22 protein-coding genes are annotated in these 24,125 nt (G+C 65.1%); 13 read left to right on the top strand and 9 right to left on the bottom strand.

What is annotated here, in order from left to right; genetic code table 11:
• Positions 1–12 precede the first annotated feature (12 nt).
• From AX672_RS00540 to AX672_RS00525, 4 genes are all read right to left on the bottom strand, one after another.
• Entirely contained in the window at positions 13–1,641 is a 1,629-nt protein-coding gene (locus AX672_RS00540; protein WP_066646704.1) for an alpha-amylase family glycosyl hydrolase, read from the bottom strand.
• The gene (locus tag AX672_RS00535; RefSeq protein WP_066646701.1) at positions 1,638–3,446 is read right to left on the bottom strand and encodes an alpha-amylase family glycosyl hydrolase; all 1,809 of its coding nucleotides are present in this window, start codon (positions 3,444–3,446) and stop codon (positions 1,638–1,640) included. The genes AX672_RS00540 and AX672_RS00535 overlap by 4 nt, the downstream gene beginning before the upstream one ends.
• Positions 3,443–4,957 carry a tryptophan halogenase family protein gene (locus tag AX672_RS00530; RefSeq protein ID WP_066646697.1) on the bottom strand — a complete coding sequence of 505 codons (1,515 nt, stop codon included), beginning with the start codon at positions 4,955–4,957 and terminating at the stop codon, positions 3,443–3,445. Before AX672_RS00530 ends, AX672_RS00535 begins: the two co-directional genes overlap by 4 nt.
• A gap of 69 nt (positions 4,958–5,026) precedes the next feature.
• Positions 5,027–7,777, bottom strand: coding sequence for a TonB-dependent receptor (locus AX672_RS00525; protein WP_202189193.1), 2,751 nt, complete (start codon positions 7,775–7,777; stop codon positions 5,027–5,029).
• A gap of 236 nt (positions 7,778–8,013) precedes the next feature.
• Between AX672_RS00525 and AX672_RS00520 the strand changes: the two genes are divergently transcribed.
• Both AX672_RS00520 and AX672_RS00515 read left to right on the top strand, forming a co-directional pair.
• Positions 8,014–9,036 carry a LacI family DNA-binding transcriptional regulator gene (locus tag AX672_RS00520; RefSeq protein WP_066646687.1) on the top strand — a complete coding sequence of 341 codons (1,023 nt, stop codon included), beginning with the start codon at positions 8,014–8,016 and terminating at the stop codon, positions 9,034–9,036.
• A gap of 117 nt (positions 9,037–9,153) precedes the next feature.
• A complete protein-coding gene (locus AX672_RS00515; RefSeq protein WP_066646685.1) occupies positions 9,154–10,659 on the top strand; it encodes an MFS transporter in 1,506 nt (501 codons plus the stop codon).
• On the opposite strand, the gene AX672_RS00510 is transcribed toward AX672_RS00515, so the two are convergent.
• Complete coding sequence (locus tag AX672_RS00510; protein ID WP_066646854.1) at positions 10,656–11,051, bottom strand: hypothetical protein; 396 nt, start codon at positions 11,049–11,051, stop codon at positions 10,656–10,658. The two genes, AX672_RS00515 and AX672_RS00510, sit on opposite strands and share 4 nt — an antisense overlap.
• A 107-nt stretch (positions 11,052–11,158) precedes the next feature.
• On the opposite strand from AX672_RS00510, the gene AX672_RS00505 reads away from it, so the two are divergent.
• Together AX672_RS00505 and AX672_RS00500 are read left to right on the top strand one after the other, a co-directional pair.
• A complete protein-coding gene (locus AX672_RS00505; RefSeq protein WP_066646682.1) occupies positions 11,159–12,958 on the top strand; it encodes a sensor domain-containing diguanylate cyclase in 1,800 nt (599 codons plus the stop codon).
• Between the two features lie 47 nt (positions 12,959–13,005).
• The gene (locus AX672_RS00500) at positions 13,006–13,770 is read left to right on the top strand and encodes an NUDIX hydrolase (protein WP_066646680.1); all 765 of its coding nucleotides are present in this window, start codon (positions 13,006–13,008) and stop codon (positions 13,768–13,770) included.
• Here AX672_RS00500 and AX672_RS00495 read toward each other — a convergent pair.
• Positions 13,767–14,303 (bottom strand): hypothetical protein, encoded by a 537-nt coding sequence (locus tag AX672_RS00495; RefSeq protein ID WP_443026225.1) that lies wholly within the window; start codon positions 14,301–14,303, stop codon positions 13,767–13,769. The two genes, AX672_RS00500 and AX672_RS00495, sit on opposite strands and share 4 nt — an antisense overlap.
• A gap of 265 nt (positions 14,304–14,568) precedes the next feature.
• Positions 14,569–15,306 (bottom strand): Bax inhibitor-1/YccA family protein, encoded by a 738-nt coding sequence (locus AX672_RS00490; protein ID WP_066646677.1) that lies wholly within the window; start codon positions 15,304–15,306, stop codon positions 14,569–14,571.
• Positions 15,307–15,500: 194 nt separating this feature from the next.
• Between AX672_RS00490 and thpR the strand changes: the two genes are divergently transcribed.
• Entirely contained in the window at positions 15,501–16,043 is a 543-nt protein-coding gene (gene thpR / locus AX672_RS00485; RefSeq protein ID WP_066646673.1) for an RNA 2',3'-cyclic phosphodiesterase, read from the top strand.
• A gap of 83 nt (positions 16,044–16,126) precedes the next feature.
• Positions 16,127–17,698, top strand: a complete 1,572-nt coding sequence (locus AX672_RS00480; protein ID WP_066646672.1) for a spinster family MFS transporter — start codon at positions 16,127–16,129, stop codon at positions 17,696–17,698.
• Between the two features lie 154 nt (positions 17,699–17,852).
• On the opposite strand, the gene AX672_RS00475 is transcribed toward AX672_RS00480, so the two are convergent.
• Entirely contained in the window at positions 17,853–18,386 is a 534-nt protein-coding gene (locus AX672_RS00475; protein WP_066646671.1) for a superoxide dismutase family protein, read from the bottom strand.
• Between the two features lie 88 nt (positions 18,387–18,474).
• The gene (locus AX672_RS00470) at positions 18,475–19,833 is read right to left on the bottom strand and encodes an NAD-dependent succinate-semialdehyde dehydrogenase (RefSeq protein ID WP_066646665.1); all 1,359 of its coding nucleotides are present in this window, start codon (positions 19,831–19,833) and stop codon (positions 18,475–18,477) included.
• A gap of 100 nt (positions 19,834–19,933) precedes the next feature.
• Between AX672_RS00470 and AX672_RS00465 the strand changes: the two genes are divergently transcribed.
• The 7 genes from AX672_RS00465 (at position 19,934) to AX672_RS00435 (ending at position 24,095) form a co-directional block, all read left to right on the top strand.
• A complete protein-coding gene (locus tag AX672_RS00465; RefSeq protein ID WP_066646663.1) occupies positions 19,934–20,179 on the top strand; it encodes an exodeoxyribonuclease VII small subunit in 246 nt (81 codons plus the stop codon).
• A gap of 7 nt (positions 20,180–20,186) precedes the next feature.
• Entirely contained in the window at positions 20,187–21,086 is a 900-nt protein-coding gene (locus tag AX672_RS00460; protein WP_066646661.1) for a polyprenyl synthetase family protein, read from the top strand.
• 2 nt (positions 21,087–21,088) lie between these two features.
• The gene (gene coaD, locus AX672_RS00455; protein WP_202189202.1) at positions 21,089–21,589 is read left to right on the top strand and encodes a pantetheine-phosphate adenylyltransferase; all 501 of its coding nucleotides are present in this window, start codon (positions 21,089–21,091) and stop codon (positions 21,587–21,589) included.
• 105 nt (positions 21,590–21,694) lie between these two features.
• The gene (locus tag AX672_RS00450) at positions 21,695–22,456 is read left to right on the top strand and encodes a peptidylprolyl isomerase (protein WP_066646653.1); all 762 of its coding nucleotides are present in this window, start codon (positions 21,695–21,697) and stop codon (positions 22,454–22,456) included.
• Between the two features lie 20 nt (positions 22,457–22,476).
• The gene (gene tsaB / locus AX672_RS00445) at positions 22,477–23,097 is read left to right on the top strand and encodes a tRNA (adenosine(37)-N6)-threonylcarbamoyltransferase complex dimerization subunit type 1 TsaB (RefSeq protein ID WP_066646651.1); all 621 of its coding nucleotides are present in this window, start codon (positions 22,477–22,479) and stop codon (positions 23,095–23,097) included.
• Positions 23,094–23,570: a ribosomal protein S18-alanine N-acetyltransferase gene (gene rimI, locus AX672_RS00440; RefSeq protein WP_066646650.1), complete on the top strand. Its 477-nt coding sequence runs from the start codon at positions 23,094–23,096 to the stop codon at positions 23,568–23,570. The genes tsaB and rimI overlap by 4 nt, the downstream gene beginning before the upstream one ends.
• A 105-nt stretch (positions 23,571–23,675) precedes the next feature.
• The gene (locus tag AX672_RS00435) at positions 23,676–24,095 is read left to right on the top strand and encodes a MucR family transcriptional regulator (RefSeq protein WP_066646649.1); all 420 of its coding nucleotides are present in this window, start codon (positions 23,676–23,678) and stop codon (positions 24,093–24,095) included.
• Positions 24,096–24,125 lie beyond the last annotated feature (30 nt).

Raw genomic sequence — 24,125 nt, 5'->3', positions numbered from 1 at the left:
ATCACTCTCCCGTTACGCAACATGGCGCGCGACCAGCCCGGCAAAGCCGCCGAGCCGCCAGTCGTCCACCGCACCCACCGATTCGATCACCCGCCACGCACCGGGTTGCGCGGGGCGCCAGTCGACTGGCGCCTCGCCCAGATTGAAGACGCACAGCAGCCGCTCGCCCGCCACCGCGCGCTCGAACGCGAGCACATTGTCGGCGGCCGCCACCACATGCATCTCTCCGAGCAGCAGCGCGTCGCTCGACTGGCGGAGCGCGACCAGCCGCCGGGTCAGCGCGAGCATCGACGTTTCCTGCCGCTCCTGCACGCCGACCGCGAGCGCGGCATGCTCCTCGCCGATCGGCAGCCACGGCTTGGCCGCGCTGAAGCCCAGCCCGGCGCTGTCGGGGCACCACGGCATCGGCGTGCGCGCGCCGTCGCGGCCGAGCGTCAGCGGCCAATTGGCGATCGCCTCGGGATCCTTCAGATCGTCATAGCCGATCGTGACTTGCGGCAGCCCCAGTTCCTCGCCCTGATAGATGAAGACATCGCCGCGCAGGCACAGCAGTAACAGCATCGCCATCCGCGCATAGGCATCGCGCGCGTGCGGCGGCGCCCAGCGCGAGACGGCGCGCGGCGCGTCATGGTTCGAAAACGCCCAGCTCGGCCAGCCGATTCCGGGCGCCTCGGGCCAGCGTTCGGCTGCCTCGCGCACCAGCGCCGGGGTCAGCCGGTCGGCATAGAGGAAGTCGAAACCATAGGCCGAATTGAAGCGACGATCGTCGGCAGTGAACGCCTTCATCTCGCCGTCGCTGTCGGTGCCGCCGACTTCGGCGACGGTGAAGCGTTCGCCATAGCTGTCGAGCAGCGCGCGGAGCCGTTCGATGAACAACGGAATGTCGGGGTGCGACTGGTTGTGGATGTGGAGCTGGAAATCGAACGGCCGGGTGCGCAGGCCATTGCCGGGTGGCGCCGGTGGATTGTCGGTCAGCGCCGGGTCGTGCATCGCAAAGTTGATCGCATCGACGCGGAAGCCATCGACGCCGCGATCGAGCCAGAAGGCCGCGGTGTCGAGCAGCGCCTGCTGCACATCGGGGTTGTGCACGTTCAGCTGCGGCTGGCTGCTCAGGAAATTGTGCATGTAATATTGCCGCCGCCGCGCGTCCCACGTCCACGCCGGGCCGCCGAACACCGACTGCCAGTTGCTGGGCGGCGACCCGTCGGGCTTGGCATCGGCCCAGACATACCAGTCGGCCTTCGCATTGCTGCGGTCGCTGCGGCTCTCGGTAAACCAGCCGTGCTGGTCCGACGTGTGGGCATAGACCTGGTCGATGATGATCTTGAGCCCGAGTTCGTGCCCACGCGCGACGAGGGCATCGAAATCGGCGAGCGTGCCGAAGATCGGGTCGACGTCGCAATAATCGCTCACGTCATAGCCGAAATCGTTCATCGGCGACGGGAAGAAGGGCGACAGCCACACTGCATCGACGCCGAGCGAGGCGATATGGTCGAGCCGCGCGGTAATGCCGGGCAGGTCGCCGATGCCGTCGCCGTTCGAATCGGCGAAAGATCGCGGATAGACTTGATAGATCGTCGCCCCGCGCCACCATTCGCGCGTCAATCGAGGGCGGGGCTGTCTGGCAAGCGCGTCGTTCACTGGGGTCGTTCCGCCTTGCAGATCATGAAGTCGAGGGGGGCGAGCTTTACCGCGACGCTGCCGGGTGCAGTCGGCGCCGCAGGGCAGGCGCCGCGCAGGCCGGTCAAGCGGCTGGTCGCCGGGTCGATCGCGACATTGGCGCTGAGCGGCTTGGTGTCGGTGTTGAAAACGAGCAGCACCTCTTCGCCGCTCGCTGCGTCGATCCGCGAAACGGCGAACAGTCCCGCTTGCTGGCTCGCCGCGCGCACCACCGTGCGCCCGCGCGTCAGCGCCGGATGCGCGACCCGCAGTTTCGCGAGATCGGCGATCAGCCGGTACAGCGGATGCGCCTCGTCGAAATTGGCCTGCGCCGTCGTTGATTTCGTGCCGAGCAGGACATTGTCGTTGTAGCTTGCGACCTTCGACGCGAACAAATCCTCGCGCGCGTCCTGATCGCCACCATCACCGACAAAGCCTTGTTCGTCGCCCGAATAGATCGTCGGCACGCCGCGCAACGTCAGCAGCATCGCATGCGCGAGCTTTACCCGCGCGAGTTGCTCGGCCGCATCAGCCTTCGGGCTCAACTGTCGCACGAAGGTCGAAAACCGCCCTGCGTCATGGTTGCCGAGGAAAGTCGGTAACGTCCGCGCGGCATTGGCGCCGCCTTCGTAGAGCGCGTCATCGGCGAACAATTCGGCAAGAATGTCGGTGCCTTTGCCCTCCGCGACCGCCTTCGCGACGCCGACCGCGAAGCCGAAGTCGAGCACCGCAGGGAGCTTGTCGACCCGCGTATGGCGTGCGAGCAGCGCGGGGTCGAACTCGCCGGTCGCGACTTCGCCGAAGATATGGAAATTGGGAATGCCTTTCGCCTTCGCGCGCGCCTGCATCGCGGGCACGAATGCTTGCCAGAACTCAGGGTTCACATGCTTGGCGGTATCGATGCGGAAACCGTCGATGCCGAAGCGGTCGATCCAGTCGCCGAAGATGTCAATCATGCCGGCGACGACTTTGGGGTGTTCGGTTGCGACATCGTCGAGCCCCGAAAAGTCGCCGTAAGTGACGCTCTCGCCGGTCCACACCGAATCCCCGCGATTGTGATAGAGCGTCATGTCATTGAGCCAATCAGGCGTCTTGGCATGTTCCTCGCCCTTGGGCAGGTATGGCGTATAGGCGTAGCTCGGGTCGGTCAGCTTGGCGAAATTGTCCGGCGTCTGCACGGCATCGCCTGCAAAAGCCGGATTGATCGCCGGCCCCGTCACGCCGCCGCGCCGCGAAAAGGGGAAATCTGCCTTTGATCGATAAGGGCAATTCCGGTCGGGCACGCATTCGCGATACTTGATCACATCGGCGGTGTGGTTGACGATGATATCCATGTAGATTTTGATGCCGCGCGCGTGCGCAGCATCGACGAGCGCCTTGAAATCAGTGTTCGAACCCAGATGCGGGTCGACTTGCGTGAAATCGGTGATCCAATAGCCATGGTAGCCCGATGATTCGTTGCCGGGCGGCCCCTGAACGGGCTTGTTCTTGAAAATCGGGCCGACCCAGATCGCGGTGACACCCAGATGCTGGATATAATCGAGCCGCTTGATCAGCCCCTTCAGGTCGCCGCCATGGTAGAAGCCCTTGGCGGCCGGATCGAAGCCCGTCGTCAGCCGATCACCGCTCAGCCCGCCCTTGTCGTTCGCCGGATCGCCGTTTTCGAAGCGGTCGGGCAGCACGAAATAGATCACTTCATCCTCGGGCAGCCGCGCGCGATAATCCTGCGCGATCGCGGGCGCGGTCGTGGCGGCGAGCAGGGCGCCGAGCAGCCAGCGCCGGATCATGCCGCCACCTGCTGATCGGCGGCGCAATGGCGCGCGATGAAATCGGCGTGATCGGGCAAGCGCCCCACCACCTGGTCGACATGGCGTTTGGCGAGGCTCATGAATTCGGCAAGCTCCTGGGGGGAAAGCTGGTCGGCGAGCGGATGGTGACCGGCGGGCATCACGCCCTGCCCGATCAGCACCTGCAGCCAGCCGACTTCGGTGAACAATTCCTCATGCTCGCGGAACAGCCGCCCGTTCGCGCGGAACAGTTCGAGCTTGGCGGCAAGGCTGTCCGGGATCGCCATGTCGCGGCACGCCGCCCAGAAAGCGCCTTCGCGGGCATTGGCGTGATAGTGGAGAATCAGGAAATCGCGGATCGCGCGCCATTCGAAATCGGTCTGGCGGTTGAATTCGGCGATGTCGGCCGCGTCGAAGCCCGCCGTCGGGAAGAGTTGCAGCAACCGCGCGATCCCCGCCTGCACCAGATGGATCGAAGTCGATTCGAGCGGCTCCATGAAGCCCGCCGCCAGCCCCAGCGCGACGCAATTCTTGACCCAGGCAGCCTTGCGCTTGCCGGTCACGAACTTCAGCGGGCGCGGATCGGCAAGCGGGGCACCGTCGAGATTGGCGAGCAGCGTGTCGGCGGCGGCATCGTCGCTGATGAAATCGCTGCAATAGACATAGCCGTTGCCGGTGCGGTGCTGGAGCGGAATCCGCCACTGCCACCCGGCATCGCGAGCCGAGGCGCGCGTGAACGGCGTCAGCGGCGCGACGCGCGTGCACGGCACGGCGAGCGCGCGGTTGCATGGCAGCCAGTGCGACCAATCCTCATAGCCCGCGCCCAGCGCCTGCTCGATCACCAGTCCGCGAAAGCCCGAGCAGTCGATGAAAAGATCGCCATCGACGCGCTGGCCGCTTGCGAGCGTCACGCCTTCGACGGAGCCGTCCTCCGGTCGGAGACGCACTTCGCCGATCCGCCCCTCGGTCCGCACCACGCCGCGCGCTTCGGCATAGCGGCGCAGGAACGCGGCATAGAGCCCGGCATCGAAGTGGAACGCATAGTCATAGCCGCTAGGCAATTGCCCCGGCGCGTCGGCGGGCGGTGCGAAGCGGCTGCGCGCGGCGGCTTGGGCGGCGGACGAAAAGTCCCACAGCGACGCTGCACCGCCCTGGGCGCGATGCCGCAGCCAATAATGATGGAAGGGCAGCAGTCCGAGCGGGCGCCCGACCGCGCCGAATGCGTGGATGTAGCGGCTGTCGGCACCGTTCCAGCCGGCGAATTCGATGCCGAGCTTGAACGTCCCCTGCGTCGCGCGGACAAAATCCGCCTCGACGATCCCCAGCCCGGCATTGAACAGTTTGAGCTGCGGAATCGTCGCTTCGCCGACACCAACGGTGCCGATCTCGTCCGATTCGATCAGGGTGATCTTGCTGCTCTGGCCGACGAAGCGCGCGAGCGCCGCTGCCGCCATCCAGCCCGCCGTGCCGCCACCGATGATGACGATATTTCGGCGGATGGCCTCGTTCATCACCACACTCTTTTTCTGCGCGTTACGCCCCCTGCTGCGCGGCAGCAGGGGGATCGTAGACCAGGATCATCAGAACTTGAAGGAGGCCCCAGCGTAATAGCGGCGGCCATAGATCTGATAATCGCGCACCAGCAGCGGCTGGCCGTTGATGATCGTCGCAAAGCGTTCATCGGTCAGGTTCTGCGCCTGGAAGAACACCGACAGACCCGCCAGCGGCCCGACCTTGCCGAAGTCATAGCCGACCTGAGCGTCGACAATCGTCTCGGGCACGGCCGTCCGCGTTTCGCGGTTGGCGCCGAAACCCGACACTTCGGCCAGGAAGCCCGAGCGGTAGCGGACGCTGCCGCGCACCGAGAAGCCCTTGTCTTCCCAGAACAAGGTGCCGCTGGCCGTCCACTTCGAATAGCCCGGGATCGACTGGATCTGGCCCTGATCGTTGCGGATGCGCGAGATGCTATAGCCCGCGCCACCGGTGACACCAAAGCCAGTGAGCGCTGGCGTGATGACCTCAAACGGCACTGTCGTCGACAGTTCGGCGCCATAGATCTCGCCGCCGCGCGTGTTGACCGGCGCGTTCAGGATACCGATCGTCGGCGCATTGGCCGGCGTATTCACCGGCGTTGGCAGGCCCGCATAGTTGAACAGGAACCGGCCACCGAAGATGAAGTTCTCGATCTGCTTGTAGAACAGCTGGACTGCGATGAAGCCCTTGCCGCCGAAGTATTTTTCGAAGTTCAGATCGAACGCGTTGGCGCGGTAGGGCTGGAGCAGCGGGTTGCCGCCGCTGCCTTCGATCAGGCCCGAGGCGTTGTTATAACCATAGGCGATCGCAACACGCAGGTCGTCGAGGCGCGGACGCTGAATTTCGCGAGCCGCCGCAAAGCGGACCACCCAGTCATTCGGGAAGCGCGCGGTGATGTTGAAGCTCGGCAACAGATCAGTGTAGCTCGCGCCCAGGCTGACCTGCTGGCGCTGACCATTGGGGAACACAAGGCCCGTCGACCGTTGGGTGGTCGTGACGATCTGCAGGCCGAAATTGCCCGAGATGTCCGCCGATCCCAGATGGCCCTGCAGATTGCCCTGAATATAGGCCTGCATCAGCTTTTCGGAAATCTGATAGGCCTTGGCCGGAATGTCGTTCGACGTGTTGCGCTCGAGCGTCAGCACGCCCGCGGCCAGCAGCTGGCGCGGATCATAGCTGACGACCGGGCCGAGCCCGAGGTAGCTGAGCTGCGTCGGCGCCTGCAGGAACTGGTTGGGGATCGGCAACGACGTTGCGCCATTGGCGAGCCGGATCAGGAATTCGTCGGGCACCAGCGACTTGCCGCGGTCGATATAGCCGAGGCCGAACTGCACCGACTTGATGAAGAAGTCGCTGCCGAAATCACGCTCGATCTGCAAACGATATTGCTGGAGATCGTCCTGGACGATGCGGTTGTTGTAATAACCCGCCTGCGGCACCGTGCCACCACCCCAGCCGAGCGGGTCGGTGAGCCGCACCACATTGGGATCGCTGTAATTGAGCCGGCTCGTGTAAAATGCGCCCGAGGTCCGCAGGTTGAAGCCGATCGAGTCCGCAGGGCTCGTGCCCAGCGGGAAGCCCGGCCGCGCATCGTCACCGTTGAAGCCCGTGCCCGAATAGCTTTCGAAGATCAGCTCGTTGCGGTCGACATGCGAATAGCCGAAATCGAAGAAGGCGCTCCAGCCGTCATTCCCCTTCCACGCGGCGTTGAAGCCCGCGGATGACAGCTGGGCATTGCGCTCTGCCGGGTCGTTGCGGATGACGCCACGCACATTGTTGAAAGTGCCCGACGTCACGATGCCGTTCTGAACCGTCGTGTTGACGGGACCAGTGACGTTGAAGCCACCGCCGAAGCCGAGCGGCAGTTCGATCCCGCGCCCGATCTGGTTATCCTTGAAGTCCGAATAGAAGCCGTCGGCGGTGAACGTCAGTTCGGGGCGCGGCTGCCACTGAACCGTGCCGACGAAGCCGAAACGCTTGAGCTGCGTCGACCGCACGAACGAGCGGTTGCCGCCGATCAGATAGGGGCTGCCCGCCGTGCCGTTACCGGCATAGCCCCAGCTGTTGAATTCCTGCACCTGATAGGGTTCGTCGACATAGGATGCCGCCAGCGCGACGCCGAGCGTGTTGTCGAAGAACTGGTCGACATAAGTGCCGTTCACGCGATAGCCGAACTCGGTCGACCCGGCGTTGAGCTTGCCCAGATCGGTATTGATGCCGCGCGCACCAAAGGCAAGCACGCGCTTCTTCACGTCGAGCGGGCGGATCGTGCGGATGTCGACGGTGCCGGCCAGACCCTGACCGATCAGCGAAGCGACCGGCGTCTTGTAAACAACGACCTGGCTGATGACTTCCGAGGGATATTGGTCGAATTCGACGGCGCGCGCGTCGCCGGTCGACGTCTGTTCGCGCCCGTTGAGCAGCGTCGTCGACAGGTCGGGACCGAAGCCGCGGATCGAGATGACGTTGGCGCGACCGTTCAGCCGCTGCGAGGTGATGCCGGGCAGGCGCGCGATCGATTCAGCGATCGATGCGTCCGGCAGCTTGCCGATGTCTTCGGCAGTGACCGATTCGAGGATCTGGTCGTTCTTTTTCTTGGTATTGGTCGCGCTTTCGAGCGAGCGCTTGAAGCCAGTGACGACGACGTCGTCCTTGTCGGTCGCGGTGGCATCCTCGGCCGGGGCCGGCGAAGCCTGCGCAAATGCGGCGGAGGCAGTCGTTGCCATCAGGCCGATCGCCAAGGCGCGCAGACCGACGCGCATCGATTTCTCGGCCAAAGCGGATTTGCTGCGGATCATTTTCTTGTTGCCCCTCCTAATGGCCCCGCTCCGTTTTTGACGGTAGCTGCGGACCGTGTTGATCGAAGCGCACTGCGCCCCAAAATTCGTCGGCTGCCTGAATGTGGCCGCGCGGCCACAAAGCCAATAATGTTACATACGTATTCAATATGCCCCTTCCCCCGTTCCTTGGCGGGGATTAGCCTTTGCTCATGACCGGATAACCGGCGACATCGGGAGAGGCGCCGCGCCGCGGCATGAAGGAAAAACCCACGTCATTCGATATCGCGCAACTGGCCGGCGTGTCGCAGCCGACGGTGTCGCGCGCGCTGTCAGGCAGCCCGTCGGTCAGCGAAGCGACGCGCAAGCGGATCGAGGCAATCGCCCGCCAGCTTAACTATACCGTCGACAAGAACGCCTCGTCGTTGCGGCGCGGCCAGTCGAACACGCTGGCGTTGCTGTTCTTCGAGGATCCGACGCCCGACCAGTCGCTGATCAATCCCTTCTTCCTGTCGATGCTGGGGATGATCACGCGGACCTGCGCATTGCGCGGTTACGACCTGCTGACATCGTTCCAGCAGATGTCGAGCGACTGGCATGTCGCTTATGAAGACAGCCACAAGGCCGACGGCATCATCCTGCTCGGCTATGGCGATTATGAGGAGTATCGCGCGCGGCTTGACATGCTGATCGCGCAGCGCACCCATTTCGTCCGCTGGGGATCGGTGCAGGCGGGCGAGCCGGGCACCGTCATCGGCTGCGACAATTTCTCGGGCGGGCGCGATGCCGCCGCGCATCTGATCGCGGGCGGGCGCCGCCGGATCGCTTTCATCGGCGATGCGTCGAGCCATTATCCCGAATTCAACGATCGCTATCGCGGCAGTTGCATGGCCCAGCGCGATGCAGGGGTCGAGCCCGATCCGCTGCTGGTTGTCGACGCGCTCAACACGCAACAGGCGGGGTTTGACGCCGTCGAGGCGCTGATCGCGCGGCGGGCGGCGTTCGACGCGATCTTTGCGGCATCGGATACGATCGCGATCGGCACGCTCGCCGCGCTAGAGAAGGCGGGGCTGAGCGTGCCGGGCGACGTCGCCGTGGTCGGCTTCGACGATATTCCGGCAGCCAGCCTCACCCATCCGCCGCTGACGACGATCGCGCAAAACTATCTCGCGGCGGGCGAAATGCTGGTCGACACGCTGCTCGCGCTGATCCGCGGCGAGCCGGTGGCGAGCGTCACTCTGCCCGGTCGTCTCGTCGTGCGGCGATCGAGCGAGGGCTGACCCGGGGGCGGCACCGAACCGTATTTTTCGCATTCGAATTCAGTCGGCAGCGGGATTGCCGCGCCGCGCCGCCCCTGCCACGCTTGGTGCAACAAAAACGACATCGGGGGAGAGCAGGTGCGCGAGCGGCCACGCCAGTCAGCCATTGGGCTGTGGAACATCTCGTTCGGATTCTTCGGCATCCAGATCGGTTTTGCGCTGCAAAACGCGAACATGAGCCGCATTTTCCAGACGCTGTCGCCCGATGACCCCGACATTCTGAACAAGCTGCCGGCGCTGTGGGTCGCCGCCCCGCTGACGGGGCTGCTGATCCAGCCGATCATCGGGCACATGTCCGATCGTACCTGGCTCGGCGCGCTCGGGCGGCGGCGGCCCTATTTCCTGACCGGCGCGATCCTTGCCGCGCTGTCGCTGTTCGTAATGCCGCTTGCGCCCGCGCTGCTGTTCGCGGCGTTCATGCTGTGGGTGCTCGACGCTTCGCTCAACATCTCGATGGAGCCGTTCCGCGCGTTTGTCGGCGACATGTTGCCCAAGGAGCAACATGCGACCGGCTATGCCGTGCAGACCGCGTTCATCGGTGCGGGCGCGGTGGTGGGCTCGATTTTCCCCAAGCTGCTCGAATGGGCGGGAGTCGCCAATTCGGCGGCGGCGGGCACGATCCCCGACACGGTCCGCTACGCTTTCTGGTTCGGCGGTGCCGCGCTGTTGCTCGCCGTCGTCTGGACCGTCGTGACGACGCGCGAGTACAGCCCCGACGAAATGGCCGCGTTCCACGGCGCGGACGACACCGAGCACGGCGACACCATCCGCCTGCTCGCCGCGCGCACGCTGACGAGCAGCTTTGCGTGGATGGCCGCCGGCGCCGCCGTGCTGCTGTTCGTCTATCGCTTTGCCCTGCAACAGGAAATGTATCTGCTCGGCGCCTTGCTGATTGCCTATGGCATTGCCAGCATCGTCGCGATCCAGCTTGCGCGCGCCGGTCGCGGCGCGTCGATGCTCGGCCATATCGTCGGTGATTTTTCGGGCATGCCGACGCTCATGAAGCGGCTCGCGCTCGTCCAGTTCTTCAGCTGGTCGGCGCTGTTCATCATGTGGATCAACACCACCCCGATCGTCGCGCAATACAGCTTCGGGACGACCGATTCATCGAGCGAGGCATTCCAGCGCGCGGGCAATTGGGTCGATGTGCTGTTTGCGACCTATAACGGCGTTGCCGCGATTGCCGCGCTCACGCTGCTGCCGCTGCTCGCGCGGTCGGTGGGGCAAGTCCGCACGCACATGATCGGGCTGCTGTGCGGCGCGGCGGGCTATGCGAGCTTTTTCGTCATCCGGACGCCCGAACTGCTGCTGATTAGCGAAGTCGGCATCGGCATTGCCTGGGCGTCGATCCTCGCGATGCCCTATGCGATCCTCGCCTCGTCGCTGCCGCAGGCTAAGCTCGGGGTTTACATGGGGCTGTTCAACGTCTTCGTCGTCATCCCGCAATTGCTGGTATCCACCGTGATGGGGTCGATCATGAAGGCGTGGTTCCCCGGCGACCCGATCTGGACGATGGCGTTCGCCGCGGTTGTGATGGCACTCGCCGCGCTGGCGACGCTGCGGGTCGAGGCGACCGCGCGCTAGCTGCCGGGCGGCGGCGGGACAAGGCCGATTGCCTTCATCAGCACCGCCTGCAGGGTCATCACGACCAGCCAGTGGAGCGCATCGGTCACAACGCCGCGCGCCGCAACGCCGCGATGGGCAAGGGTGATCGCGACCGCCGGCAGCACGAACCCCGCCCAGATCACCACCGCGCTGCCGATCGCCATGATCCAGGGATCGGCCTTGGGCGGCGCGAGGATCAGCGCACCCGCCAGAATTGCGGCCAGCCAGAATTCGCCGAGTGCGGCAAGCGTGACCATGCCCGCCCCCATCCGCCCGCCGCTGCCCAAGGTCATCCGCCACGCATAGCCGATCCCGAGCCCGACAGCGGTCGCCACCGCGATCGGCAGCAGATTGAGCAGAATGTAGATCACGCGTCGTTCCCCGTCGCTGTGGTGCCGGATCGCCCCAAACGCGTGCACTCTAGCCAATTCGCGTCTTTCAAAGAATAGCTTAACCATCGCGCGTTACAGAATGGCCGATGAAGTTTCGCGCGATCCCGGCGAACGACGTTGGACAGTCGGTATGGCCCCGGGCCATATGGATCGGCGTCGGCTATTTCGTTGCCGCATCGTCGATGATCCTGCTCACCCGCTTCGATGGCGGACTAGCGAATATGTGGATCGCGACGGCATTGCTGATCGCCGAACTATGCACTGCCGATCGCGCCCGCCGCCGTGCGACGATTGCCGCCTGCCTGATCGCAAGCGTCGTTGCCACCAGCCTGTTCGGCTTCGGGCTCGTGCTTGCCGTTCCGCTCGCGTTCGTCAACGTCGGTGAAGCGCTGATCGCTGCGACCCTGCTGCGGCGGTTGCGGCGCGCCAATTCGTTTCTTCAATCGTCGGACGGCATCATTGCGTTCGCGCTGGTCGCGGGGCTGGCCGCGCCCGCCATCGCCGGGTTGCCGGGCGCGGCCATCGCGGCGTGGTCGGTCGACCGGCCCTTCGGCACGGAGTTCCGCTCGTGGCTGCTGGGGCACGGGCTCGGCACGCTGACGTTCACCCCGGTGATGGTGCTGCTGCTGCGCGGCGAGTTCGCGCGCTGGCTGCGCTCGGCAACGCCCGCCAACCGGGCCGAGGCAGCGATACTGATGGCCGTGATGGCGGGATTCAGCTGGCTGGTGTTCACCGTTTCGACCGTGCCGCTGCTGTTCCTGCCGATCCTGCCGCTGATGGTGATCACCTTCCGGCTTGAACAGGTCGGCAGTGCGGTGGCGGTCGTGATCCTGGCGATGGTCGGCGCAGTGCTGACGACCAGCGGCCAGGGTCCGGTCAATCTTGTCGACGGATCGGCTGCCGATCATGCGCGGCTGTTCCAATTCTACATGGCCATCACCGTGCTGACGGTGCTGCCGGTTGCGGCCGAACTCGCGCAGCGGCGTGACGTGTTCCGGCGGCTGCACGAAAGCGAAGCGCGCTACAAGCTGATCACCGAAAGCTCGACCGATCTGATCGTTACGCTCGATCGGTCGGGGGTCATTACCTATGCGTCGCCCTCGGCGCGCGAAGTCACCGGGTTCGACGGCGCGGAAATGATCGGGCACATGCCGCAGAATCTTGCTTGCGGTCCCGACCCGGGGACGATGCGCGCTGCCGTCAATCACGCGCACGGCCGCGCAGGCAGTCCGACGACGGTCGAATATTGCGCGCGAGCCGCATCGGGCGAATCGCGCTGGTACGAAGCGCATACCCGCGGCACCTTCGACGATAACGGCGAGCTTTCGGGCTGGGTCAGCGCGATCCGCGACGTGTCGGTCCGCAAGGCGCTGGAACTGAAGCTGGCGCATGCTGCCTCGACCGATCCGCTGACCGGCCTCGCCAACCGCCGCCGCTTCGACACGCTGCTCGACCGCAAGATCGACGACCGGCGACAGAACAAGAGCTATGGTTGCATCGCGCTGTTCGACATCGACTATTTCAAGCGCGTCAACGATGCCCATGGCCATTCGGTTGGCGATCTGGTGCTGGAAACCTTTGCTGCGGCTGCGCAGCGCACGGTCCGCGCCAATGATCATGTCGCCCGGCTCGGTGGCGAGGAGTTCGGGCTGATCCTCGAAGGCACAACGATCGAGGAAGCGACCCAGATTTGCGACCGCGTCCGCCGGGCGATCGCCGGCGACGTCACGCGCGCGCCCAGCGGCGCCGAAGTGACGGTAACCGTCAGCGCAGGGATTGCTGAAATCACGCCGACATCGTCGCGCCTGCAGTTGATGCGCGCCGCCGACGAGGCGCTGTACCGCGCCAAGGCCGGCGGTCGCGACCGGCTCGCGCTCGCAGCCTGACGCGAAAGCCGCTGGACGCGCCCGCCCGCGCGCCTAAGGGTGGCGCCATGTCCGATGAGGTTTACGCCGATCCGATCCCGGCCGCCACGCTGGTCCTGTTTCGCGCCTGCGCGGGCGGACCGCCCGAACTGCTGATCGTCGAACGCGCGGCGGCGATGGCCTTTGCCGGCGGCGCTTTGGTGTTTCCGGGCGGGCGCGTCGATGCCGAGGACCGCGCGCACGCGCTGCGCGACCTGCCCGGCGACGAGCATGGCGCTGCCCGCATCGCCGCAATTCGCGAAATGATCGAGGAAGCCGGGATTGCGGTCGGCATCGCCCCGATGCCGGACGCCGTGCAGTTGGCCGCGATCCGTGCCGGGCTCCACCACGGCGCGCCGTTCGCCAGGCTGCTCGACGCGCACGGGCTGCGGCTCGATCCGGCGGCGCTGACGCCCTTTGCGCGCTGGTGCCCGCGCCATGCCAATATGCGAATTTTCGACACGATGTTCTTTGTCGCCAGCCTGCCCACAGGCGCCGCCGAGCCGGTCGTCGATGCGACCGAGAATACCCGCGTGTTCTGGGCGAGCGCGCAGGCCGTGCTCGACGATGCCGATGCCGGGCGCGCGACGATCATCTTCCCGACGCGGCGCAACCTCGAGCGGCTCGCGCGCTTTGCCAGTTTCGACGAGGCTGTGGCGGACGCGATGCTGCACAGTACGCCGATGATCACGCCGTGGACCGAGGCGCGCGGCGGCGCCGACTATCTCTGCATTCCCGAAAACGCGGGCTATCCCGTTACCGCCGAACCACTGAGCGGCGCAAAGCGCGCTTAGTGCATCGCCGCTGAATCGACCTTTTCGACCCAATAGGGGAAGAATGCGGGCTCGCGCGTCGACCAGCCCTGTGCAGTTGCGGCGGCTTCGCTGATCGACTGGAGCAGCTTGCGGCGCATGTCGGGCTGGAGATGCGGCATCGCGGCGGCGGCGCAGAAGGCCGCGGGCAGCCACGGGCGGACCTGCGCGCCGATCAGCCGTTCATAGAGGAAGCGATAGGCCGAAAAGCTCGTCAGCCGCGCTTGACCGAGATCGAATGCGCTGAGCGTGACGAGCTGGCCGAGAAAGGCATCGACGCGATCGAGCCCGCTTTCGGTCGGCACGGTCGCGCGGATGTCCGGCAAACGGTCGTACAGCCGGTATTGCGCGCGGATGCTGGCAGCTTCGACCACGTCGCGCGACCAGCGCTGGAGGGCGTCTTCGCGGTCGAGGCCGATGTCGAGCGAGCGCCGGACATAGCGCTGGGTCGCGGCTGCGAACCCTGCGAATTCCTTCATCTCGGCGATGGCCACTGCCCCGGCGGCCGGCTTCATCCTTGCGCTCATGTCGTCGTCCAATCGGCTCCAAATTGATACGGGCATCATGCCCGGCGGTTGGTTAACGCCATGTTGACGTTCACCGTCCGCCGACCAGAAATCATCATATCTGCACAGACGATGCAATTAGATTACGCTGTGCCGCACAAAAAGCTTCGATCGTAACTTTTGTAACCAATGGCTTGGGGGCGTTGCGCCGCACATGAAAAGGCCCGGCGGATCGCTCCGCCGGGCCATTGAGGACGATCTGTTCGCCTGTCGCTTAGTCGCGGCTGCTGCCGAACAGGCGCAGGATGAACAGGAACATGTTGATGAAGTCGAGGTACAGGTTGAGCGCCGACATGATGATGCTGCGGCTTTCCCACTCGGTCCCCGCGACTTCGGCATAGAGCGCCTTGGTGCGCTGCGTGTCGTAAGCCGTCAGGCCGGCGAAGATCAGCACGCCGATCACGCTGATGACGAGCGACAGCGGGCCCGACTGCAGGAACACGTTGATCAGGCTCGCGACGATCAGGCCGATCAGGCCGACGATCAGGAAGCTGCCCAGCGCGGTCAGGTTGCGCTTCGTGGTGTAGCCGTAAAGGCTAAGCCCCGCAAAGCCCGCCGCGGTTGCGAAGAACGCGCCCGCAATCGACGTACCCGTGTACTGCAGGAAGATCGTGGACAGCGACAGGCCCATCGCCACTGCAAAGCCCCAGAACATCGCCTGCAGCGTCGCGGGCGACATCCGTGCCTGGCCGAAGCTGAGCGCGAAGACGAAACCGAGCGGCGCAAGCTTCAGAATGAAGCCGACGATCGGCATCGTCACGAAGATCTGTTCGGCCAGCCCGCTTGCGGCAAAGCCCAGCGCCACGATACCGGTGAGCAGCACCGCCGAGGCCATATAGTTATAGACCGACAGCATGTAGGACCGCAGCCCCGCATCGTACGCAGCGCCACGCGCGGCGGCGCTAGCCCCCCATGCGGCGGCGTCCGGCCGGGGATCAGACCAATTTGCCATTGTGAACCAACTCCTTTGACCGGCCCAATGCCGGTTGTTACGAATATCGGCGTTTCACCGGCATCTTTCAAGCGAAACCGGCACCGGCATAGCCTTCGCGCAAGATGTAAAAGGAAGGCGTTTTCAGACTCTTAACGAGCTATGAATGGTTCAGCGCCGCGTAACGGTGCAAAATTCCTTGGGATTCACCAATAATGCATCGGCTTTTCATCGGCTTGCAACCGCCGCCCGCGATCCGGTCGCTGCTGCTTGCGGCGATGGCCGATGTCCCGGGTGCGCGCTGGCAGCGTGATGATCAGCTCCACCTGACGCTGCGATTCATCGGCGAAGTCGATGGCCGACTCGCCGATGATGTCGTGGTGGCGCTGGCAAGAGTGCACGCGCCGGCGCCCGAGGTTGCGATCGCCGGCGTCGGCCGGTTCGAGCGTGACGGCCGCACCGACACATTATGGGCCGGGGTGCGCCCGGCCGAGCCGCTTGCGGCCCTGCACCGCAAGGTCGACCGGGCGCTGGTCTCGATCGGCCTGCCGCCAGAGGGACGCGCGTTCGTGCCGCACGTCACGCTGGCGCGGCTCGCGCGGTCGCAAGGCAGCGGTCCGGCGATCAATGCCTTTCTTGCCCGCCACGCAGCAATGAGCAGCGACGGGTTCACGCTGCCGCATCTGATCCTGTTCGAAAGCCACCTCGGCAGCGGCGGATCGGCCTATGACATCGTCGAGCGCTGGCCGCTCGGCTGACCAAGTCGTGCCGACAAAAGCCTTTCGCTCGCCTGCTTGGCTCTGCTAGCCCGACGGTCCGAACAAAACAGACGGGAGCGGACATGGACACATCATCGGCGGGTACAGCGGCGGGCACAGAGCCAAGGACACCGCCCTATGCCTGGTATGTGCTCGCGATCCTGTTCATCGTTTACGTTCTGAACTTCATCGACCGGCAGATCATTTCGATCTTGGCCGAAGACATAAAACGCGACCTGCAGCTGCGCGACGAGGATCTCGGCTTCCTCTACGGCACCGCTTTCGGCGTGTTTTACGCGCTGTTCGGCATTCCGCTCGGGCGGCTCGCCGACAATTGGCACCGCGTCCGGCTGATGACCTTCGGCCTCGCGCTCTGGTCGACGATGACCGCGCTGTCGGGGTTCGCGCGCAGCGGCATTGCGCTCGCCGGTGCCCGAATCGGCGTCGGTATTGGCGAGGCGACCGCCGCCCCGTCAGCCTATTCGCTGATTTCGGACTGGTTCCCGAAGCGGCTGCGCGCCACTGCGCTCGCCATTTATTCGGCAGGGCTTTACGTCGGCGGCGGCATTTCGCTCGGCATCGGCGGGCTGATCGTGCGGAGCTGGAACAAGGCCTATCCGGACGGCGGCCCGCTGGGGCTGGCGGGGTGGCAGGCGGCATTCCTGATCGTCGGCATTCCCGGCCTGTTGCTCGCGCTGCTGATCTTCACCTTGCGCGAGCCGACGCGCGGCCAGTCCGAAGGGCTGCCAGCGCCGCCGCCGCACCCGGCGCCGTTTCGCGCTTTCCTCAACGAACTCGTCACGATCGTGCCGCCTTTCACGCTGATCGGCGCGGCGCAGGGCGGCGCGGCTGCCTTTGCCCGCAATGTCGCCGGGCTGGCGCTGATTGCGGGGCTGGTGAACGGCCTGGTCGCGCTCGGCGAGCCGGCGCCGCAATGGATTGCGATCGGAATCGGCGTCTATGCGGTCTTTTCCTGGGCGAGCGCGCTCAAGCGCCGCGATCCGCCGACCTTTGCGCTGATCGTCGCCAATCCGGCTTTCCTGCTCACCGTGGTCGCCTATGGCCTCAACGCCTTCCTCAGCTACACCGTGTCCTTCTGGGCGTCGCCCTATGCGATCCGCGTGCTCGGTGCGACGCCAGCCGAAGCGGGCTTCATCATCGGTGGCATGGGGGCGATGTCCGGATTTCTCGGCGTGACGATCGGCGGGATGGTCGCTGACCGATTGCGGCAGCGTAACCCCGCCGGGCGGCTGATGGTGGTGATGTTCGGCGCGGTCGTGCCCTCGCTGGCGATCGCGACGGCGTTCAGCACGAGCAACATCACGCTCTTCTATCTGATGCTGTTCCCGGCGCAGGCGTGCGCCAGCTGCGCGCTGGGTGCCGCGGCAGCGACGACGCAGGATCTGGTGATGCCACGGATGCGCGGCACTGCGACGGGGACTTTCCTGATCGGCACGACCCTGCTCGGGCTGGCGATGGGCCCCTATCTGGCCGGGCGTGTTTCGACGCTTTCGGGCAGCCTGTCGACGGGGGTGCTGTCGATGCTGGTGGTCGTGCCGGTCACGCTGACCGCCGCGATCCTCGCCTATCGCCTCGTCCCCGCCGCCGAAGCCAATCGCGAAGCGCGGGCCAGGGCAGCGGGCGAGGCGATTTAGGTCGGCTTGTTCTTCGAAGTTGTTCCGCTTACCCGTTCGCCCTGAGCCTGTCGAAGGGCCGTCCTTCTTTTCCACCGGCGGAAATAAGAAGGACAGTGCTTCGACAAGCTCAGCACGAACGGATGAGGGGTATGGCCTTCAGCCACACTCGGCCTCAGCTTTTCGCAAACACCCCGCAGGCGATGCGCGCGCCGCTGTTGCCCGACGGATCGGTCATCAGGTCGTCGCGGTTGGCGTGGATCACAAACGCGCTGCCGTCAGCATCGAGCAGCGAGTCGAACATCGCGCCCGGCACCATAACGCCCACGGTACCGCGACCGTCGGTGCCGACCGTCAGATTGGGCAAGTCGCCTTCATGCGGGCCCATCGCGTTCATCGATCCGTGCTTGGCACCGGTCGGGTTCCAATGGCCGCCCGAGGTCATGAAATCGGGCGCGTCGCAACGGCCAATCGTGTGGACATGGACGCCGTGATCGCCCGGCATCAGCCCCTTGGCGTCGACCGTCAGCCGGATGCCGCCCTCGACCTCACGCGCCGATGCGCGACCAATTTCGACACCAGCGGCAGTCTTCAACATCGCCACTGCCGTGCGCCCGTCGGGCAGGGCCGAGCCGACAGGCTTGGCATCGATATTACAGCCCGTCGTCGCGAGCGCCAGCACGCTCAGTCCTATCGTCGCCATCCGCATTACCGTCACTCCCGTTCGAAAGCCTGTGTCAACATCTTAACCCAGCGCGCACCACCGCCCTAGCCCGGCTGCGTGACAAATGCCGCCGTTAAGCGATCATCACCGTCTTCAAATTCATGAATTCGTGCAGCCCCCACGGTCCCAGCTCGCGGCCATGACCCGAACGCTTGATGCCCCCGAATGCCGCTTCGGGCGTGCTGGCGAGCACCTGGTTGATTGCTGTCATCCCCGCTTCGATGTCGCGGGCGAAGCGCTCCTGCTCGGCCAGGTCATTGGTCCACACGCTTGAACCAAGGCCGAACGGCACGTCGTTCGCCAGCGCAATCGCGGCGTCGATGTCGGCAACCTTGAACAGCATTGCGACCGGGCCGAACACTTCTTCCTGCGCAACGGGATCGTCGGCGGGTACATCGGTCAGGATACCCGGCGTCATGTAAGCGCCCTTGCCCGGAAGTGGCTCGCCGCCGATCAGCTTGGCGCCCGCTGCCTGAAAGCGCGCGAGCTGGTCGAGCACGGTGTCGCGCTGCTCTTCGCTCGACAGCGGGCCGATGTCGTTTGCGGCATCCATCGGATCACCGACCTTCACTGCTGCCATCGCTGCCGAAAAGCGCGCGAGAAAATCGTCGTGGATGTCGGCGTGGACGATCATCCGCTTGCCGCAGATGCATGACTGACCCGCATTCTGGATCCGCGCGGTCACGGCGGCCGCGACCGCCTTGTCGAGATCGGCCGACGGCATGACGATGAACGGGTCCGATCCGCCGAGTTCGAGCACGACTTTCTTCAGCACTCGCCCCGCCGTCTCGGCGACGCGCGCACCGGCTTCCTCGCTGCCGGTGAGCGTCACCGCGGCGATGCGCGGGTCCTCGATCAGCGCCTGCACGGCGCCGCTGCGAATCGCAAGATTCTGGAACAGCCCGGCGGGCGCGCCACCCGCGATCACCATTTCCTCGATCGCGGCCGCACAGCCTTGCGTCAGCGACGCATGTTTGAGCAGCCCGACATTGCCCGCCATGATCGTCGGCGCAAGAAAGCGCACGACCTGCCAATAGGGGAAGTTCCACGGCATTACCGCCAGCACCGGTCCGATCGGCAGCCATTGCTGCCGCGCGCGGCCGCTGGCGAGCGGCACCTCGATATCGGCGAGCATCGCCGGGCCGTTCTGCGCATAATAGCGGAAGCCGCCCGCGCATTTCTGCACCTCGGCGAGCGCCGATTTCAACGTCTTGCCCATTTCGCGCGTCGCGATTTCGGCGAGCCGATGGGCATGGGCATCGAACTGTTCGGCGATCGCCTCCAGCAAGGCGGCCCGGGTCGCAAAGTCGGTCGTGCGCCATGCGTGCCAGGCCGCGTGCGCGCGCGCGAGCCGTTCCTCGATCTCGTCCCCGGTCAATTCGCGGATCGTGTCGCCGGGCAGGCCGGTGGCGGGGTTGACGCTCTGGAACATGCTTTCCTCTTCCCGAATTAGCACGCGAAACGCACCGCAATGGCTTGCGGGTCCGCGCACATGCTTGACCCTCCTCGCCTGCCTGCCCCATAGCGGCAAGATGGAACCGGCAGTCCCAATCGAAGAAATGCGTTTTGAAGACGCGCTGCGCGAGCTCGAACGCATCGTGGCGCGGCTCGAAAGCGGTGACGAACCGCTCGATGCCTCGATTGCGCTTTACGAGCGCGGCAATTTGCTGCGCCAGCGCTGCGCGGAACGGCTTGATGCTGCGCAGGCGCGGATCGAGGCGATCCGGCTCGATGCGAACGGCCGCCCAACTGGAACCACATCCTTTGCCGCGGGCTGAGAGCACGATGGGGGAAGCCTCGATGTCGTTGAAGGCGGCGCTTGTCGAAATCTCGGCCGAAGTCGACAACCGGTTCGACGCTTTGCTTGAGGTGCCCGACGATCCGCGGGCCGATCTTTACCGCGCGATGCGCCACGCCGCGATTGGCGGCGGCAAGCGGCTCCGCCCGCTGCTGACGCATGCGACCGCGCGGCTGTTCGGCGTCGACCGCGAATGTTCGGGCCGCGCCGGGCTCGCGATCGAATGCATCCACGTCTATTCGCTGATCCACGACGATCTGCCGGCGATGGACAATGACGACATGCGGCGCGGCAAGCCGACGGTCCACAAGGCATTCGACGAAGCGACCGCGATTCTGGCGGGCGACTGCCTCCACGCCTTGGCGTTCGAAGTGCTTTCGGACCCGGCGACGCATGCCGATCCGTTCGTGCGCGCCGAGCTGGTGCTCGATCTTGCCCGCGCTGCCGGACCCGCGGGCATGGCCGGCGGCCAGATGATGGACATCGAGGCCGAACGCTCGAACTTCGATTTGCCTGCCGTCACCCGGTTGCAGGCGCTGAAGACCGGCGCGCTGATCGCCAGCGCGGTCGAGGCGGGCGCGATCCTGGGCAAAGTGCCGCCCGAGGGCCGCACCGGACTGCGCGGCTATGCCCGTGACGTCGGCCTCGCCTTCCAGATCGCCGACGACTTGCTCGACCATGAAGGCGACGAAGCCAAGATGGGCAAGAAGCTCCACAAGGATGCCGACGCCGGCAAGGAGACTTTCCTGTCGCTGCTCGGCGTCGATCGCGCGCGCGAGCAGGCGCGGATGCTGGTCGACCAAGCGCTGACCCATCTCGGCAGCTATGGCGCCGAGGCCGATCTGCTGCGCGACATCGCCCGCTTCACGCTGGAACGCGACCGTTGAGCATCCGCACCGGCGTCTATCCGGGCACCTTCGACCCGGTAACGCTTGGGCATATGGATATCATCCGGCGCGGCGCGAAGCTGGTCGACCGGCTGGTTGTCGGCGTTGCGACCAATCCTTCGAAATCGCCGATGTTCACACTCGACGAGCGGATGGAGATTATCCAGCGCGAAGTGGCCGATCTCGAAGGCGAGATTCATGTCGTCAGCTTTGATTCGCTGCTGATGGACTTTGCCGAACGCGAAGGGGCGACTGTCATCGTCCGCGGCCTGCGGGCCGTGTCGGACTTTGAATATGAGTTCCAGATGACGGGAATGAACCAGCAGATCAACGATGGGATCGAGACGGTCTTCCTGATGGCCGATGTATCGCTCCAGCCCATTGCGAGCCGCTGGGTGAAGGAAATCGCGATGTACGGCGGGCCGATCACCAGATTCGTGCCGCCACGTGTCGCGATCGAAGTCGCTGCGCGCGTCAACCGGATCGGTCGCCTCGGCAGCTGACCGCGCAGATCGCGCCGATCGGGTCAGTGCGCCGATGTTAGCGTTGGCGCGCTGGGCGATTTGCTCTAAGCGCGAGCCTGTCCGGGTCTTGGTTATGGGGATGTGATGCGTTTTCTTGTCTGCTTGATGGCGGCATTCGGCTGGCTGGTCGCGAGCCCGGCGGCCGCACAATATGTGCCGAGCGTCCACCCCGCGCCCAATGTCAACGATAAGGAAAATCTGCTTTACCTCGACCTGTCGACTGGCGGTCGGGTAACCATTGTGCTCCGCCCCGATGTCGCGCCGCTGATGGTCGAGCGCATCAAGACGCTGACCCGCAAGAAATTTTATGACGGCCTGCTGTTCCACCGCGTAATCGAAGGCTTCATGGCCCAGACCGGCGACCCGAAGGGCAATGGCACCGGCGGGTCGGACATGCCCAATGTAAAGGCCGAGTTCAATTACCTCCCCCATGTGCGCGGCGCCGTTTCCGCCGCGCGGCCCGGTGCCCAGCCGGGGGCGCCGCCCGAAGAAGTTGCGGCGGCTGAAAACGGCGCCAACAGCCAGTTCTTCATCGTGTTCGAACCGACGCTAAAACTCGACAACAAATACACTGTGTTCGGCCGGGTGATCGACGGCATGCAGTATGTCGATGCGATCGAACGTGGCGAGCCGCCGCTCAAGCCTTCGCGCATCCTCCATGCGTGGATCGCTGCCGACAACCCGCCTGCCTATGTCGCGCCCGCGCCCGAAGCGGTCACGCCGCCCGCCGATCTCGGCCCCGAAGTCGTGCTGCCCGGCGCCGCCCCGACCAAGCCCGCCGCGCCGACGAAGCCTGTGGTGCCTGCCAAGCCGGTGCCCGACGCCAAGTCGCGGCCGCGCCGCTGAGCTTCAAAGACGCCGCTTCGATGCGCACGCTTGTGATCGAAACGGCAACTGCTGCCTGCTCGGTCGCCTTAATCGATGGCGACACGCTGATTGCCGAGCAGCATGCGATTGTCGGGCGCGGCCATGCCGAACAGCTGCTGCCGATGATCGCCGCATTGCCCGACGGGGGCCGCGCGCTGCGCATTCTGGTCGATTGCGGGCCAGGCAGTTTCACCGGCATCCGCGTCGGGCTCGCCGCCGCCCGCGCGCTCGCGTTCGGTTGGGGGGCAACGCTCGGCGGCTATTCCTCGCTCCCGCTGATCGCGGCTGCGGCCTTTGCCGAAGACTCGGCGATGCCGATGCTTGCGGTGGTGATTGAGGGCGGGCATGGCGAAGTCTTCATGCAGGCCTTCACTGCCCCCCTCGCCGCAGATGCGCCGCCGCAATCGCTGCTACCGCAGGCGGCGCTGCAAGCGGTAGGGGCTCTGGCCGTCGTTGGCAGCGGGCGACGCTTGCTGGCGCCGTTGACCGCAACGCTGCTCGGGCATGACCGACTGCCCCGCGCCGCCGATGCGCGGTTGCTGCCGCCCGCATTCACGACCTTGCCGCCGCAGCCGATTTATGGCCGCGCGCCGGATGCCAAGCCGATGGCGGCCGCGTGAGCGCGACGCTCAACCTCATCGAGCTGCGCAATGGTACGGCCGCGGACCTGGCGGTCGTCGACGGCATCATGCGGCGTGCATTTGATCCCCGATATGGCGAAGCTTGGACGCGGGCGCAGTGTCTGGGAATCATGGCGATGCCGGGCGTCTGGCTGACGCTTGCCAATATCGACGGCACGACCGTCGGCTTTGCGATCACCCGCGCGACCAGCGACGAGGCCGAGTTGCTGTTGCTTGCGACCGACCCACGCATGCGGCGGAACGGTGTCGGCGGTGCTCTTTTGCGCTCCGTGCTGAACGAGGTACGTTATCGGGCAATCAAGCAACTCTTTCTGGAAGTACGCGCCGACAACGAAGCAATTGGATTATATCGCTCATTAGGGTTTACGAAGGTCGGCGAGCGGCGCGGATATTATCGCGGCCAGAACGGGCAATTGTTCGATGCCTATACCTTCCGCTGCCAGATCGTCTGAAACCGGACCATCTTTAGATCAATTCCGCTTGCAGAAAGCGGCGATTTCCACGATAGGCAGATGTCAAGGCCCAATTGTCGCCTTACAGTTTACGAGGAAATCGAGATGGACGTGCGTAACGAAATGCAGGAAACCTTTATCACGCTGACCGCCGATATTGTCGCGGCTCATGTGAGCAACAACAGCGTTGCGGTTTCCGACTTGCCAGTGCTCATCGCCAATGTTCACAACGCGTTGGCAAACCTCGGCGGCCCGGTTGTCGAGCCGGAAGTGAAGCAGGAGCCCGCCGTTTCTGTGCGTGCGTCGATCAAGCCCGACTACATCGTGTGCCTTGAAGACGGCAAGAAGCTGAAGATGCTCAAGCGTCACCTGATGACGCATTATCAGATGACCCCCGAACAATATCGGACCAAGTGGAACCTGCCCGCCGACTATCCGATGGTCGCGCCGAACTATGCCGAGCAGCGCCGCACGCTCGCCAAGAAGATCGGCCTTGGCACCAAGCGCCGCCGCACCGCGCGCTGACCGCTTCTGCCCCCGTCGTCGGACGCGCAA

Origin of the sequence: Sphingomonas sp. CCH10-B3 (assembly GCF_001556185.1) — a bacterium.
GTDB classification, from domain to species: Bacteria; Pseudomonadota; Alphaproteobacteria; order Sphingomonadales; family Sphingomonadaceae; genus Sphingomonas; species Sphingomonas aquatica.
Note: the sequence above shows the minus strand (reverse complement) of the source record. Positions and strands in the feature narration are given on the sequence as shown.